Source organism: Streptococcus sp. AM43-2AT (assembly GCF_003603405.1).
Lineage (GTDB): Bacteria > Bacillota > Bacilli > Lactobacillales > Streptococcaceae > Streptococcus > Streptococcus ilei.
In genome coordinates this window covers 314,118-330,214 of the sequence record NZ_QTND01000001.1, presented here as the reverse complement: position 1 = coordinate 330,214, position 16,097 = coordinate 314,118, and the positions used below count along the sequence as shown (strand labels likewise).

Here is a 16,097-nt window from a genome sequence, read left to right as displayed (position 1 = left end):
CATTAAAACTCCAAATTGATCCCTGGTAAATCAAGTGCGATTTCAGTAACTTCATAAGTCAAACGATTCAGCATATTTAAGCAAGGACGAGCTAATTCTTCTACTTCTTCTTTGCTGAATTCGCTTGGCTCGTTGACTAAACGATTGTGAATGTGGTTGATTTGGGTAATGGTCCCGCTGATGACAAAGCCATCAAAGACAATCATATAGGTTAAAATAACGATTAAAGAGGTTGTCTTTAACTCTGTATCGCGTTGAATCAATTGAAAGTTGACGTCTACTTTTGTCTCGGGAGTACCATTTTCTTTTTCCCATTCAAAGTTACGAGCATCATAATGATACTGGCTGACAAATTCTTTTTCACGTTGAATATCCATACTTGTTCTCCTAAAAATAAGCGTTATGAAAATTATACCACAAATTAAATCAAGATTCTATTGCAGAACCATGTCTTTTCACTCTGTTTTCTATCAAAGAAACAAGAAAGTAGAGCCCACTCAAGTACTGCGTATTGCCCGACAATACAAATACAATTGAGAGGCTAGAACTTTTGTCCCAGCCTCTTTTATGTATATTTAGTTTTTAGGTTTGCGAAGCAAGCCGAACAAGATACCACTTACGACTGCACCAATCAATACAAACAAGATGTAAAGAAGTGGATTTGAAGTAAGGGCGATGACGAAGATTCCTCCGTGAGGAGCCATCAGTTTCAAACCTGCGAGACCAACAAGGGCACCTGTCAAGGCTGAACCTGCGATGAAACTTGGGATAGCACGAGCTGGATCAGCTGCACCAAATGGAATGGCACCTTCTGTGATGAAGGAAAGACCCATAACAATGTTTGTCAAACCAGAATCGCGTTCTTCTTGTGTGAATTTATCTTTGAACAAGACGGTTGCCACAAATACTGCCAATGGAGGAACCATACCAGCTGCCATAACGGCTGCCATCACAATAGAACCACCTGAAGCAACAGTTTCAGCAAGTGTACCTGTAGCGAAGACATAAGCGGCTTTATTAACTGGTCCACCCATATCGACAGCCATCATACCGCCGACAAGAAGTCCAAGAAGGACAGCTGAGCTACCTGACAAGCTTGAAAGGAAGTTGTTAAGACCAGTATTAATAGCAGCCATTGGAATATTGATGAGGAACATAAAGAAACCTGTCAAACCAACACCAAGTAATGGCAAGAGAAGGATAGAGCGGATCCCATCGAGTGAGCGTGGAAGACCTGCAAGTGCTTTACGAAGGAAGAGAACGACTCCACCTGCAAGGAAACCACCAACCAAAGCGCCAAGGAAGCCAGATGATACGGCTGCTGGTAATTCACCTTTAGCAGCACCGAAAGCGATGTTACCAAAGGCTGACCCTGAGCTAGCAATAGATCCTGCAATAAACCCTGCTACAAAACCAGGTTTTTCAGCGATGGAGAATCCGATGTAACCTGCAAGTACAGGAAGCATAAAGCCAAAGGCTGCACCACCGATTGTTTTAAATTGAGCTGCTAATTCATGGTATGAACCAAGTTGAGACAATTGATCTTGAGGAACTCCAAGAATTTGGTCAATCAAGAAGGCAAGGGCGATCAAAATACCACCACCGATTACGAATGGAAGCATTTGAGAAACCCCACTCATCAAGTGTTTGTAGAAGGCTCCACCCAAGCTCAATTTTTCTTGGCTAGCGCTAGCTTCTGCTGCATTTTCAGCGTGGAAGACATCTGCTTTGCCGTCTAAGATGGTTTGGATCAATTCTTCTGTCTGGCGGATACCGGCTGCGACTGGTTTAGAGATCAATTTTTTGCCATTGAAACGAGCCGTTTCAACTGCTTTATCTGCTGCAATGATCACTCCTTCAGCTTTGGCGATTTCTTCTGCTGTCAAGCGGTTGCCGACACCGGATGCCCCGTTGGTTTCAACACGGACTGTAACACCCATTTCTTCACCTTTTTTGATGAGGGCTTCTTCTGCCATGTAAGTGTGGGCGATACCTGTTGTACATGCTGTAACAGCAACAATCAATGGTTTGTCAGATGAGGCTGCTTCTTTGCCAGCTTCTGCTTTTTTAGCTTCTTCAGCTGCAGCTTCTTGCTCTTCTGCGTCGAAAACTGCGATCACTTGATCAGGAGTGCTTACTTGGCGAAGTTTGTCTGCAAATCCTGGCTTCATCAAGTACTTAGACAATTCAGCAAGAGCTGCCAAGTGAGTGTCGTTTGCCCCTTCTGGAGCCGCGATCATGAAGAACAAGTCAGTTGGTTGACCATCAAGCGATGCATAGTCAACACCCTTATTTGATTTTGCAAACAAGACCGTTGCTTCTTTTACAGCTTCGTTTTTGCTGTGAGGCATAGCAATCCCCTCACCCAAACCAGTGGAAGTTTGCGCTTCACGGTTCATGATGCCAGCTTTGAAAGCTTCAAAATCTTTCACCACACCATTGTCGACGAGCGATTGGACCATCTCATTGATCACGCCTTCTTTATCTGTTGCTTGAAGATCAAACAACATCACGTTTTTATTTAAAACGTCTTGAATTTTCATAGTTTTTCTACCTCTACTTTTTCATAAATTTCTTTGATATAGTCCGCTGTCGCCAAATCATCTGAGAAGGTGGTCGCTGTTCCACAAGCCACGCCCCATTTGAAGGCTTCGATGACATCTCCTGTCGTTGCGAGCTTCCCAGTGAAGCCTGCTACCATAGAATCGCCAGCCCCGACCGAATTCTTCACTTGACCCTTGATTGGTTTTGCGAAATAAGTACCACTTGGACTGACTAGAAGTGCTCCATCGCCCGCCATGGAAATAATGACGTTTTGTGCTCCTTTGGCCAAGATTTCTTTGGCGTAGCGTTCAATTTCTGGCAATTCCGTCAAGGTCACTCCAAAAATGGCTCCCAATTCATGGTTGTTTGGTTTGACCAATTGGGGATTGAACTCCAAGGAGTCAATCAAGGTCTGCCCTTCAAAGTCGCAAACCACTTGTGCGCCTGTCGCACGGGTTGCTGCAATCAATTGTTTGTAAACAGCATTTCCAAGTGAAGATGGGGCAGAGCCTGCAAATACTACCACATCATCTGCTGTCAAGTTGGATAGGATACTGAGTAGTTCTTGCAACTGACCTTCTGTCACTTCTGGACCATTGCCATTGATCTCTGTCTCCTCATCGGCTTTGATCTTGACATTAATCCGGGTGTCTTGGTCCACGGTCACAAAGTTAGTTGAAATAGCTTCGCTTGTTAGCACGTCTTCGATAAAGCGTCCTGTGAAACCACCTATAAACCCAGTTGCTGTGTTCTCGATATCGAGTCGGTTCAAGACACGACTGACATTGATTCCCTTACCACCGGCGAATTTATCTTCCGAAGCCATCCGATTGACCGCCCCTGTCTCTACATGATCGAGACGGACAATATAGTCAATGGCAGGATTCAGTGTTACTGTATAAATCAAACCTCTATAACCTCCGTTTTCTCTTTTAATTTAGAAAGGATTTCCGTATCCGAAGTATTAGTAATAATGGTTGCTCTCTTAACCGGAGCTACCTTGACAAAAGATGTCCGTCCAAGTTTCGACGAGTCTAGAAGAATATAAGTATTCTTTGCATTCTCTAGAATGGCACGTTTAACGGCCCCCTCTTCAAGATCCGGTGTGCTATACGACTCTAGGTCTACGCCATTCATTCCAATAAAAGCTCGATCAAAGCTCAACTGGCCGATTTGATTCAAAGCCATTCCTCCGATGCTAGCGTCAGTCGAAGTCTTGACCATCCCGCCGATGATGACCGTTGGAATGTCTCTCTCTACTAAACTAGCTGCATGGTGAATGGAATTGGTCACAACTGTAACGGTTGGATTGGCCAATTCATGAACCAATAATTCATTGGTGGTTCCTGCATCGATAAAGACAACTTCAAAATCTTTGATCAATTCTGCTGCTTTTTTTGCAATGGCAGATTTTTCTTGCACGTTTTTGATTGCTTTATCTTTATTGCTTTCTTCTTCCTGCAAGGAATGAAGACTTTCAGCTCCACCGTGAATTCGTCTCAGTTTATTCTCTGCTTCTAATTCATCTAAATCGCGTCGAATGGTTGATTCCGAAGAGTTTAACTCTTGAACCAAATCCTCAATAGAGACGATTCGCTCTTTGATAACCTTTTCTAAAATGATGTGTTTTCGTTCAGATTTTAACATACAAGCTCCTTTCGGAAACGATTACAAGGACTATTATACTCTATTATCTTTCAAAGTCAAGCATTAAATATCATTTTCTTTCATTTTCTATCATTTTTTCTATCAATTTCTTTCATTATCTCTTTTAAACTACCTATTTAACCATTATCATAGTCCTGTAAATCCTTTTAAAAATCTCCAATTTCAACTTTCTTCACGTGAAAAAGAGAGTGGGACAGAAATCGGTAATTCGTTAGAATTCGATTTCGTCGTCCCACCTCCGCACAGTTGAGTAGGGCTGTAAAAGCTGATGAAATCAGCGTCATAGAGCCCACTCAACCACTGCGTCTTGCTCGATAATCCAAAGACAATTAAGAGGCTAGGACTTTTGTCCCAGCCTCTTTTTGTCATCAGAATAATCCTTCTTCCATTGGAAGTTATGATCCATCATGACTATTATTTATAATTGTAAGCCCAATAATAGTATCCATCTCCATTTACAACTGCTGCTACAGCTCCTTCAGTTGCGTTTGGATCTAGTAACAATTCACGCAAGCCACTGTTGAACCATTTTGTTGCCACAGTTGCTGAATCTTCTTCACGGCGAGCTACAAATCCAGTACTATCGTACTGTCTTGAGATTTGATTTGCTTTTGGAAGAGCAAGATTGTTGTAGATATCATCAGACCAAGTCAACTCTTTCAAGCCTTGAGCTTTTCTTAGTTCATTAATTTTGGTAAATGCTTCTTTAGCCTTATCTAAAGAAATATAGTTAGTGTCGTCTGTTGCTTCTACACGGAATACGAATTTCACATAGCCGAATTCAACGTCTTTGTATTCTTTTTCGTCAACACCACTCTTTAGATTAGCAATTAAGACATAGTCTTTTGCCCATGGGTTATCTTTTGATTGTTCAAAGAGTTCAGGGTCTTCAATTTCCCATTCTACTTTTGCATCCCAGCCAGCATTGTCAATGAACTTAGGATTCATTTTCTTAATGACATAGTCCTTAAACTCTTCGACGTTTTTAAACGGTAAAGGTTGGCCGGCTTTGACTGTTTCCACCACATTGGTAGAGTATAGTTTCACGCTTGAGTCGCGATCGCTATAAGCATACTCGTCATCTTTTGCATCTTCGTGGAATTTTGGATCGATGGCAGGGTCAGTTGGATCAGTCATACCTTGAAGTTTCCATTTTCCATCAATCCACTTCCAGTACGCAGAATATCCTGTAGCTTCAGTATCAGATGGTACATAGTAGTAATGAGTTGTCCCATCAAAGTAATAGTTCTTATCATTACGCAATGCAGCTGATCCAGGCTTACCAGGTGGGTAGACCAACTTAGGAACACGTCCGTTTGGTGCCCAAGGAAGGTGTTCTAATCCTTCTGCTGGTGCTTCAACATATGGTGGAATTTGGTTTTCACTTGGCTGATCTGTTGTTACTAAACCATCATTACCAGGTACTTCAGGTTGAACCGGCACTTCTGGCTTCGGATCCGCTGGATTCTCTGGAGTTGGGGTGAATGGATCAAACTCACCATCTGCACCTACAAATGGAGGATTCTCAGGGAAGACCAAGTTACCAGTATCTTCTGGTGTAGCCGGTTCTGAAGGTTCCACCGGTTGGTCCGGTTTATCAGTTGGGTTTGGTTCCTCTGGTGTTGGAGTAGGATTTGGAGTAGGTGTTGGAGTATCCGGCGTTACAGGGTTTTCTGTTTCACTAGAATTTTTTACAAATACCCATTTACCATTCTCATAGTAATAGTAATCCCCATTCTCTAATAAATAATAATGGTAACCATTCTCATAAAGGTAATGCGGGTCGTTGGCTAGATTATTTCTAGAGTTATTACGATTGGTCAACGGTTGCCACTGGCCATTACGGTAGATCCGGTAAGTGCCATCATTCATGCGATAGTAGTGATTACCATTCCAGTAGATGTAGTTTTCATCACGTGTGAGATTGTTGTAGCCATAGTAGTTATTCCAATTGTTATAACCATAGTTATAGCCGTAATTTCCATAGTTATAGCCGTAATTTCCATAGTTATAATTGTTGTAACCATAGTAATAATCATAATTATTATACCCATAGTTATAGTTGTAATTATTATATCCATAGTTACTGTAGCTTGGGGTATAGTAGCTATAGGCATAACGACTTGTATTCCAGCTATAGCTTTCAGCTTGAACGTTTGACGCAGCAAAAACTGGAACTGCTACAGCAGAGGCCAAGATAGCCCGAGTTACATATCTATATTTTTTATCCATATCAATAATCTCCATTAGGATAGTATTATAAATAAAAAGGATGAAAATACCTATGCATAAGTTTAATTTGGCTGTTTTTCCAGTTTATATAGGGTTTGAGAGCTCCTGAATGAGATATTCATTTATTTCTAAGGCCTATTTTTAAAATGAACACTTCAGTCAGATTCCCACATATTTTTGCCTAAAAAACTGATAACAACAGCATATTTAGTATCGACACTTTTTCTTCCTTTGTGAGAATTATAACACAGAAAGTTTTGAATAGCAAATAATTTGAGAACCTTCTTATTTTACTCATAGAACTATACTCATTCTTTATACAGCTATTATTTACTTCATTTTTAGCCTTTCAAATGGTATGGTTATAAAGGATAAAACAATAGGATAGTATTATACTATTGTTTTAGAAGAGCAGATTAGGCTTCACGCCTATGTAATTTTTTGCTGTTTCTACAATCATCTAGAATATACAAAAAGAGAGAACGAATTCGCTCTCTCTTTTAAGCAGTTGCTAGATGACATTTTTACAGCTATTGGTCTTTTTTAAACCCAAGTCCTCGGAACCATTTGGATAAGCCTTTTTTACTCTTGTGTTCTGCTCTTCCTGCAACTTCTGGTAAGTCATCTTCGACTTGTAACGGATACTCTGTTTGACTAGAATCAGCTAGAGAAAGTTGAGCCGGATCAATTGCTTCCTCCTCTTCTCCTACTGCAGTTTTTTCTCCATCCTCAATTGACTGAATCTTCTCTATCCGACTCCTGAAATCTCTAGCCTCTTTTTGATAAGCCATAAAGGTTTCAAACTCTGCCTCAAATTGTACTTTTTTCTCCTCGACTTCAGTTTTAGCAGAGGCAACCAAGGCTTGCGCATCTACTAGCAATTCAGATGCATCGGTGAACAGTTTCAGATGCCCTTTGACTTGTGCTAATTGATTTTTTGCAAGTTGAAGTTGTGCCTGTGCTCCTTCAAGCTTAGATGCAGTCTCTCTCGCCGCATTTTGTAAAACTTCTAATTGCTTTTTATCTTCTTCTAATGCTAGAGTGGCATTTTTTAAGGCCTCTTCTTTTGGGATAATCGCTCCTTGTATCCGAGCTCGTGAAACCGCCAGTGAGCTTGCTGCTTCCTTGGCCTCTGTCGACGCAGCCTGCCATTTCTTCATCGCTAAAGCTAGGTTACTTTGAGCACGCGCTAATAGTTGCTCATGACTTGCAAGAGAAGTCTTGACATCGAATAAATGACCAGAAAGGATATTGATGCGGGATTCTTGATTTGTTCTTTCAACTTTTAGACTCTCCAAAGCATTTTTGACAGTCTTTACATCCGCTTTTGTCGTCCTTGCATTGGCAACGTTTCTCACCCACTTTGTCAGTTCTTCACTGGTATAAAGGGGGGATGACTCTTCAAAGAAAGCTACTTGAGATACCTCTAAATCTGGATCATAGGCAACTGAAATGGCCTTATATTGATTCCCCATCATTTGGACATAGTGTCCAATCTTAGCAAATAACTCCGCTCCCACTTTCTTAGAGATTTGGCTAGGATCTAGTTGACTTTCATCTATTGGTAAACCGTATTGATGAGCAATTTGATGATACAGTTCCTTTTCACTATACCAGAAGGCAACAGCCTCCCTAGGCCGATAGCCCCAAGCAATCAATTCATTCTCTTGCCAGTTGGACAGGGCTTGTCCATGGTTTTGATGATAGTGCGTTTGAAGTTGACTAACCGGTAATTGATAAGGAGCGACCAAGAGCTCACCTAAACCTGCCTGGCGACGGTACTGATTAATGGTATCTACAATTTCTAACGCTTTTAGGACGTTATCTAATCTAGTGGCCTTTCCACCTGTCAGCTGGTCCTCTACACGCCCACGATGATAAAGCGACATAACTTCAACAGCACCTTGGTCACCAGCCTTGGCCCACTCCTCTAACAAAGTCTCATAGCTTGTCTCTTGAAGATTGATTGGACTAGCCATGGCCGCTTCACGGACTTTTTCTAACTCTACTAATTTTTGGGAGATTTGATAAGTTAATTTTTCAACTTTTTTCTGTACTCCCGCAATTTCGCTGGAAACTTGCTTTAAGACATAGGGCGCTTTGGATTGAGTTTCTGTCAGATTTAGCACTAAGGTTTGAGCTATTTTTAATTCGTTTTGCGCCTGCTCCTCTTTTAGCTGTGCCTGTGCTAATACTGCCTCATCATTCTGGATGGGTTGTTTGGCTTTTCTTAATTCATTTCCTGCGATATCAACAAGTAACTGCTGGGCAGCAATTTTATTCTCTTGACTCTTTATGGCAGAACGAACTTGACTATCAGCCTCACTTGCTTGGCGTACCTTTTCTTGTTCTAGAGTAACAACTGCCTCAGCAACCGCAATTTCATTTTCAGTTTTGCCAAGGGATGTTTGATTGGATTCTTCAATCATCGTTTCAGTTGTCTCTAGGTTTGCTTCAGCAGCTTCCAGACCTGATTTGGCGACATTGTATTCAGATTGAGCCTGGTTCAGCCGTAACCGTTGGTCTTCGACTCTTTTTTCAGCTTTTTGCAATTGGTCATGTAAGATATTTTTATCCATAAAACTTGAATCCATTTCAGTCACATCCGTCGATTGCTGATCGGCAGGATCGTTCTGGACAATCTCTTCAGCCTGTGCCTTATGGCCGGACAAACCTGAAAAGAGGGTTGTCGCTGCGACACCCGTTGTAAAGACTGATTTTCCTATTTTTTTGCCCATTGCAAACACCACCAACACTTTTTCATATCTGTTATCTCTCCATAAGGATACCACATTTTGTTACCAATAACTAGTAGGATGAGGAAGATTTTTTCTATTAATTTTAGGGCAAAAGAAAAACAGCAAATGCTGTTATTCTTCTTGTTTAATTTGCTCCAACATCTTCTCTTCTTCTGGAGTCAAGTCATAGTTTTCAAGCAGGTCTGGACGACGCTCTAGTGTCTTTTTCAAACTCTGATAGAGACGCCATTGACGGATATTTTCATGATGCCCACTCATGAGGACATCTGGAACTGTCATCCCTCGATATTCATAGGGCCGTGTGTATTGAGGGTATTCTAGAAGGCCGGACGAGAAACTATCATCCTGGTGGCTGGACTCTTTTCCGATCACTTCTGGAATCAAGCGTACTGTCGCATCAATCATGGTCATAGCAGCTAGCTCACCACCGGTTAAGACATAGTCTCCAAGAGAAATCTCATCTGTCACCAGGGACTTGATCCGCTCATCGTAGCCTTCATAGTGGCCACAGATAAAGATCAATTCTTCTTCTTGAGCTAACTCTTCTGCATAACCTTGATCAAAAGTCCGCCCAGCTGGATCTAGTAAGATCACGCGCGGATTCTTTTTCTCAATGGCATCAAAGGCATCGAAGATCGGCTGCGCACGTAAGAGCATGCCTTGCCCGCCACCATAGGGTTCATCATCCACGTGTCGTGCCTTCTCTGCATTTTCGCGGAAATTATGGTAGTTAATCTCAAGGAGTCCCTTTTCACGCGCCTTTCCGACGATGGAGTGCTCCAGGGGTGAAAACATCTCTGGAAAGAGGGTTAAAATATCAATCTTCATCGTCTAACCCTTCCAAGATATCCACATCCACCCGATTTCCTGGGATATCAATATTGAGGACTACTGGTGGGATATAAGGCAAGAGAAGGTCGCGTTTTCCTTTGCGCTTCACCACCCAAACATCATTGGCACCCGGTTGAAGGATCTCCTTAATCTGACCGATGAGTTGGTCATTTTCATAAACATCAAGGCCAATGATCTCGTGGTAGTAAAACTCGCCCTCATCCAAATCAGTCAAGGCTTCTTCGGCAACCTTGAGGCTAAAACCCTTGAATTTTTCAATGGTATTGATATGGTACATATCTTTAAACTTGATGATATCGAAGTTCTTGTGCTTGCGGTGACTGGCAATGGTCACCGTTTGGACAAACTGATCCTTCTCATCAAAGAGAGCCAACTCTGCTCCTTTTTTAAAGCGCTCTTCCGCAAAGTCTGTCACAGACAAGACCCGCATCTCACCCTGCAAACCCTGCGTATTGACGATTTTCCCAACGTTATAATAATTCATTTTATTCTTTACATTCCTCTTTTGATTAATCTATCTTTACAGTTTTCTAATAAGAGTTGCAATTTTTTCCGATTCTGACCAGTGTAGATAGTGGTGGTTACCACCTAGAATGAGTTTTGTATTAGAATTCCAATATTCTGAATCTCTGTACTCTTTTTCTCTGTACGCCTGACAAAATATGAAAACAGGAATATTATCTGCTAAGGACAAACTATCAAAATCTTCAGCAGTAATATTTACAGATATCTGAAATCCAGGAACTTGCTTTTCCAATTCCAAGCCCTTTTCTTCCATCAATCCCCAAATCAGTCTATCAGTTTCAGGTTCAAATGTTGCTTGAGTTAGTCCCTTAAAATATTTTTCCTGACCACATTCTTCAATCATCCTGATTTGCTCTTCCATTTCTGGATAAGGATTTATTGAAAAATCAGCAAACATTATATTTTTTGTTGTTGGTTCAATTGCTATCAAGGCTTGACACTTAATTGGTTGACTCATTAACTTTAAAGCCAAAATACCACTTAAACTATGAACACAAAGTATATAATCGGAAATTTCCAATCCTTTCAAGATTTCGTATATCGCTTCAACAAGATTATCCAAATTAATTCCTGTTTGACTATGAATCGGACTCCTACCTGTATTCGGAAAATCAATCGCTAGGTAACCTATTGAAGAAGGAAGTTTTTCAAGAATTGGTAGAAAATTTTCATAACTCGGTATCAAACCAGCACCATTTAAACAAACTAGAACTTTATTTCTCTTTTTATAAGTAACAGAGAAACAACCAATCTTTGTAGTTACTTCAAATCGGTTCATATCAAAACAACTCTTTCTAAACAACAATTCACTTAACAACCTTACGTTTTATTTTATCACGTTCATAGGATTTTCTCAAATGGACTTCCCACCCAGAAACTTCTCCAAAACCTTTCCTTGCAACAAAAAAACGGGACAGAGTCCCGCCTTTTATTTTTCGTCAATAACGATTCTTACTTTTTTATCTTCAGTTGGGACAGAGTAGACAATCGTTCTTATCGCAGAAATGGTGCGACCTTTCCGACCGATCACTCGACCAACATCGCTAGGATCAAGGTCAAGGTGGTACTCCAAGAATTCAGGAGTATCTTCGATCTTGATGGTTAAGGCATCCGGTTGTGAAATCAAAGGTTTCACAATTGCAATAATAAGATTTTCAATCGTATCCATACATCAACCTACTTTATGATTATTTTGAGAATTTAGAATCGTGGAATTTCTTCAATACACCTTCTTTTGAAAGGATGTTACGAACTGTATCTGAAGGTTGAGCTCCGTTAGCCAACCATGCAAGAACGCGGTCTTCTTTCAAAGTTACTTGGTTTTCTTCAACAAGTGGATTGTAAGTTCCAACTGTTTCGATGAAGCGTCCATCACGTGGTGAACGTGAATCTGCTACGTTGATACGGTAGTAAGGTTTTTTCTTAGAACCCATACGAGTCAAACGAATTTTAACTGCCATTTTTATAAGTCTCTTTTCTATATTTTAATTTTCGGTGAAATAGACTAGCTATTTAGCACATAATCTATTATAACACATTTTAAGGACCTGTCAAGAAAAAAACTTGACACTATTAAAATTTTTTTTATTCGATCTCAAAGCTATAAGATTCAGCCTTTGGGGAATTAGATTCAATCACATAGTTTCCAGAAGGAAGTCCGGTTACATCCAAGCGCTTCCCTTCAAATTCTTTAGAGAGAGACGTCACTGTGATGGTAAAGGAGAAGCCCTTTATATGGCGGTAGTTAGCATAATCCAAGGTCAGAATCCCTCTAAGATCTGTTTCTCCAGCTTTTTCAGCAGCTAGTAAATCTGTTGCCAATTGATTTTCGAAATCGGGATTTTCGATTGGGAACTGGAGACGAACCTCGCTTACCTCTAAGCCCTGTTTACGAAGCTCTTCTTTTATTTCCTGAGTCAGTTTTTGAAAACCTTGAGATTCTGTAAAGGCTCTTTCAAAAAATGGTGCCACAAGCCAGCTTTTGGAACGGTGGGCTAGTTCTTCTGCCGTGTCATAGTTTTCCCCACTTTCTTCTTTGGATAGGAGACTTGCATAGGGAAAGTCAAACTGAACCGTTTTTCCCTCAACCCTTTCTTGATAGCTATAGGCATATTTAGTCGACATCCCATGGAGTTCAGCTGCTTTAAACCTTATGTCTCCTTTAAATCCCGCTTCCTGATAAAAGCCAGAAATTTGCTCTTGGATTTCTTTTTCTTCTTGATTAGTAAAATAAAAGAGAAAACAAATTAAGAGAGCGACCACTGTGGCGAATGCAAGAAGCAGATAGCGAAGCCATCTTTTGATGGTAACCCTTATTGATTTAAATTTATTCATTCCACCATGATACCAAAAAACTAGCTTAACAGCTAGTTTGAAATAAGTTTTTACTTAAGGATATCCAGTAACGCTTGATAGTCAGCAACGACATATGTCGGTACTGCTGGACTGGTATTTTCTTTGTGATCCGGATTATACCAGACGGTATCAATCCCCGCAGCATTGCCCCCAGCGATATCCGCTGTCAAAGAATCTCCGATCATGAGGGCTTGCTCCTTGGTAAAACCAGGTATCAAGTTGCCGATCTTTTCATAAAAGGCTACTTCCGGTTTTTGAGTTCCTAATTGTTCAGAAATAAAGATCTCCTTGAAATAAGGGGTAATGGCTGACTGCTTCAAGCGTCCTTGCTGAATAGCGGTAACGCCGTTGGTAGCACCATAGAGCTGGCAACCCCTTTCTACTAGCTTGGCTAACATGTCTTCTGCTCCTGGGAAACTCTGTCCCTGTTGACTAATGTAGTCCTGGTAACGAAGAGCCATCTCTTCACCATCTACCTCTCTACCAAAATGGGCAAAGGCGATCGCAAACCTGCTGTTAATCAAGTCTTTTTTGCTAATTTTCTTTTGTTCCAAATCTTTCCAGAGGCCTTGGTTCATGGGTTTGTAGTAATCCTTAAAGGCTTGAATATCTTGAACCCCTTGATCTTGGAGGAATTGCGTTAAGGCCACTTCCTCCGCTGTATCAAAGTCCAACAAGGTGTGGTCTAGGTCAAATAGTAAAAATGAATATGTCATTACAAACGATCCTTTAATTTTTCTACAAATAAATAGGCTGCTGGGCAAGTGAGGGTATTCTTGATGGTCAAATGATTGATCTGGTAGATCTTCTTGCGGTCTGTATGAGGAAACTCTCGACAAGCTTTAGGCCGAACATCGTAGATGGAACAGAGATTGTCGCCACCCAAGAAAGGGCAAGGCATGGATTTAAAAACCTTATCTCCATCTTCATCGACTTCTAAAAACTCTGCTTCAAAGGCAGGCAACTTCATCTTGAAATACTTGGCAATGCGCGTGATATCAGCTTCTTTAAAATCGGGTCCTAGGGTCTTACAGCAGTTGGCGCAGGCGGTACAATCAATTTCTTGAAAGACTTCATCGTGAATCTCTTGGGCTATTTTATCTAGATTTTTAGGGGGTTTCTTTTTCAGATTCGCCAATACCTTGCGGTGCTCCTTTTGTTTTTGGAGCGCTAACTGATGGTATTTTTCTAAGTCAATTTCTTGAGACATAAACTACTTTCTAATTGCTAAATGGATAAGAGCATTATACCATAGGGGTCGTAAAAAAGGGAATAGGACAGAACTCCGACTAATTAAGAAGAGTTCGTTTTCCCACCCCCGCACAGTTGATTAGGTTATCTTTGGAGCTAAAAAGCGAACAAAGATACCAATCAACCACTGCGTCATGTAGTTATTTCTATTAAACATTAATTACTGAATAGTTTAAGCCAAACTCTCACTTGATTAATCCGTCACGGCACCTGTTCCATCAAGGCTCCAAGTGTTTTCTACATAGGAGGTTAATTGAGCTAATGTTTTTTCATCTCCAAGACAGGCAATGTAATACAACTTCCCATCTATTTGAAAAAACCAGCAAGTAACATATCGACCCGACTCAAGAATCATGTTTAATTGGATGGCTACATTTCCTCCAACTTTGCTAGTAGATCTCCACGATTTTACTACTTTATTTATTTTGTTCAAGTCATTCTCAAATCTTTGAGCCATCACTTCATTAAAATCTTCTTCTTCGGCGACACCCACTCTTTCTCTAGTAGTAGCGTTCAAAATAATCGCATTATCCACGCTTTTATCTGAGTATTGGATATTATTTCCACCTTCTTCATTTGTATATTTTACCCAGTCACTTGGAATATTGACATACCCTTGATCTGCTGATCCAATTCGTTTCGTTTCTGCGAAACTCTTATCATTATCTGATATTTCTTCCCTTACCTTGCTACCTGATTTTGTTGTTTCTTTTGTCACATTCGTGGAACTAGATGGTGCTGACGATTTACTAGACTCTTTCTTTGGGCTAGTACAAGCAAAGAGACTGACAACAGACAAAAAAGTAACTGACGCCAGTAAGAACTTATTTTTCATATTTCTCTCCTATATGATAGATTATATACACTAGTCTAACATCTTATACTCTATTTTAAAAGGACCAGTTTAATTTCTTACCAAAAAAAGAACTAATTCAAACTGACGAACTGTTTGAATTAGTCCCTGCTTTCTTAAGGATAAACAACCTGAGAAATTCTTTGCTAACCAGGTTGTAAGAAGTTAATTATTCCAAGAAATAGAACTTAATGACTGCGTCCAAATCTTATTCTATCATGTATTGAAAATTGGTGATAATGTTACCAACTTCCTCACGAATGCATTAGGCTTTTGGACCTTTCTCATCCAAACTCCAAGTTTCCTCAATGTAAGGAATGAATTGAGCCAAAGTCTCTTTATCCCCTTCAAAAGACATCAAGTATACCTTATCATCCTTTTGGAAGACCCAAGTAATGAGGTACTGCCCAGATTTGAGGATAATATTCAGCTGCAAAGCTTCATTACCTGAGACAGTGGTTTTAGCTCCCCACATTTTGTCTACTTCTTTATTGTCCTTCCAATAGTAAGCAATACGGTTCGCAATCAACTCTGCGTTGAAGACTTCTCCTTCACCGACATTCGCTTTCTCTTTGGTATACCCGTTCATTGTTACGATATTATAGGCACTACCATCCGTAAATTGAATGCTATCTCCACCGTCTATGTCTGTAAATTTAATCCACTTGCTCGGGATATCGATATAGCCATAATCAGCCGAACCAACCCGTTTGGTTTCGACAGTACTCTTGGTATCATCCGATGATTTCGACTCCACCTTGCTAGAGGTTTTTTTACTAGAGGATTTTTTGCTCTTTTTTACCACCTCAGTGGAACTAGATTCAGATGACAACGGTTTTCTAGACTCTTTTTTAGGAGTGCTACAAGCTACAAGAGCAAGAGCTGACAAGACCGAAACGGTCGCTAGTAGGAACTTATTTTTCATCTTTTCTCTCCTTTGTGATGGATTTTGATACCTCTAGTTTAACATGTTCTACTTAGATTTGAAAGCGCTATTTGTCTAACCCGATAGAAAAACGCCCCTATCGGGACGTTCGATTTGTTCTATGATTTAAGAG

16 protein-coding genes are annotated in these 16,097 nt (G+C 40.5%); all 16 read right to left on the bottom strand.

The genetic code is table 11. The annotated features are described in order from the left end of the window. Positions 1–2: 2 nt before the first annotated feature. Complete coding sequence (locus DW930_RS01605; protein WP_048788860.1) at positions 3–377, bottom strand: DUF1149 family protein; 375 nt, start codon at positions 375–377, stop codon at positions 3–5. Positions 378–575: 198 nt separating this feature from the next. Then, a complete protein-coding gene (locus DW930_RS01600) occupies positions 576–2,543 on the bottom strand; it encodes a fructose-specific PTS transporter subunit EIIC (RefSeq protein ID WP_123159153.1) in 1,968 nt (655 codons plus the stop codon). Beyond that, positions 2,540–3,451: a 1-phosphofructokinase gene (gene pfkB, locus DW930_RS01595; RefSeq protein ID WP_023026858.1), complete on the bottom strand. Its 912-nt coding sequence runs from the start codon at positions 3,449–3,451 to the stop codon at positions 2,540–2,542. The genes DW930_RS01600 and pfkB overlap by 4 nt, the downstream gene beginning before the upstream one ends. After that, positions 3,448–4,191 (bottom strand): DeoR/GlpR family DNA-binding transcription regulator, encoded by a 744-nt coding sequence (locus tag DW930_RS01590; protein ID WP_023023334.1) that lies wholly within the window; start codon positions 4,189–4,191, stop codon positions 3,448–3,450. The genes pfkB and DW930_RS01590 overlap by 4 nt, the downstream gene beginning before the upstream one ends. Positions 4,192–4,626: 435 nt before the next feature. Then, positions 4,627–6,444 (bottom strand): cell wall protein, encoded by a 1,818-nt coding sequence (locus DW930_RS01580; protein WP_023026859.1) that lies wholly within the window; start codon positions 6,442–6,444, stop codon positions 4,627–4,629. A 530-nt stretch (positions 6,445–6,974) separates the two neighbouring features. Beyond that, complete coding sequence (locus DW930_RS01575) at positions 6,975–9,182, bottom strand: CAP domain-containing protein (protein ID WP_123159455.1); 2,208 nt, start codon at positions 9,180–9,182, stop codon at positions 6,975–6,977. A 132-nt stretch (positions 9,183–9,314) separates the two neighbouring features. Beyond that, positions 9,315–10,031, bottom strand: a complete 717-nt coding sequence (trmD, locus tag DW930_RS01570) for a tRNA (guanosine(37)-N1)-methyltransferase TrmD (protein ID WP_023026860.1) — start codon at positions 10,029–10,031, stop codon at positions 9,315–9,317. Next, complete coding sequence (gene rimM / locus DW930_RS01565) at positions 10,021–10,539, bottom strand: ribosome maturation factor RimM (RefSeq protein WP_123159152.1); 519 nt, start codon at positions 10,537–10,539, stop codon at positions 10,021–10,023. The genes trmD and rimM overlap by 11 nt, the downstream gene beginning before the upstream one ends. 36 nt (positions 10,540–10,575) lie before the next feature. After that, on the bottom strand, positions 10,576–11,358 hold the full coding sequence (locus DW930_RS01560; protein WP_123159151.1) for an alpha/beta hydrolase: 783 nt from the start codon (positions 11,356–11,358) through the stop codon (positions 10,576–10,578). Positions 11,359–11,508: 150 nt separating this feature from the next. Continuing rightward, complete coding sequence (gene kphA / locus DW930_RS01555) at positions 11,509–11,748, bottom strand: RNA-binding protein KphA (protein ID WP_003001620.1); 240 nt, start codon at positions 11,746–11,748, stop codon at positions 11,509–11,511. Between the two features lie 19 nt (positions 11,749–11,767). Then, a complete protein-coding gene (gene rpsP / locus DW930_RS01550; RefSeq protein WP_123159150.1) occupies positions 11,768–12,040 on the bottom strand; it encodes a 30S ribosomal protein S16 in 273 nt (90 codons plus the stop codon). 124 nt (positions 12,041–12,164) lie between these two features. Continuing rightward, positions 12,165–12,914: a hypothetical protein gene (locus tag DW930_RS01545; RefSeq protein WP_123159149.1), complete on the bottom strand. Its 750-nt coding sequence runs from the start codon at positions 12,912–12,914 to the stop codon at positions 12,165–12,167. Between the two features lie 50 nt (positions 12,915–12,964). Further along, positions 12,965–13,651, bottom strand: coding sequence for a YjjG family noncanonical pyrimidine nucleotidase (locus tag DW930_RS01540; RefSeq protein ID WP_023023347.1), 687 nt, complete (start codon positions 13,649–13,651; stop codon positions 12,965–12,967). Continuing rightward, positions 13,651–14,145, bottom strand: coding sequence for a YkgJ family cysteine cluster protein (locus DW930_RS01535; RefSeq protein WP_023023349.1), 495 nt, complete (start codon positions 14,143–14,145; stop codon positions 13,651–13,653). Before DW930_RS01535 ends, DW930_RS01540 begins: the two co-directional genes overlap by 1 nt. A gap of 234 nt (positions 14,146–14,379) precedes the next feature. After that, the gene (locus tag DW930_RS01530) at positions 14,380–15,021 is read right to left on the bottom strand and encodes a hypothetical protein (protein ID WP_123159148.1); all 642 of its coding nucleotides are present in this window, start codon (positions 15,019–15,021) and stop codon (positions 14,380–14,382) included. 283 nt (positions 15,022–15,304) lie between these two features. Further along, the gene (locus DW930_RS01525; protein WP_123159147.1) at positions 15,305–15,964 is read right to left on the bottom strand and encodes a hypothetical protein; all 660 of its coding nucleotides are present in this window, start codon (positions 15,962–15,964) and stop codon (positions 15,305–15,307) included. Between the last annotated feature and the right edge of the window lie 133 nt (positions 15,965–16,097).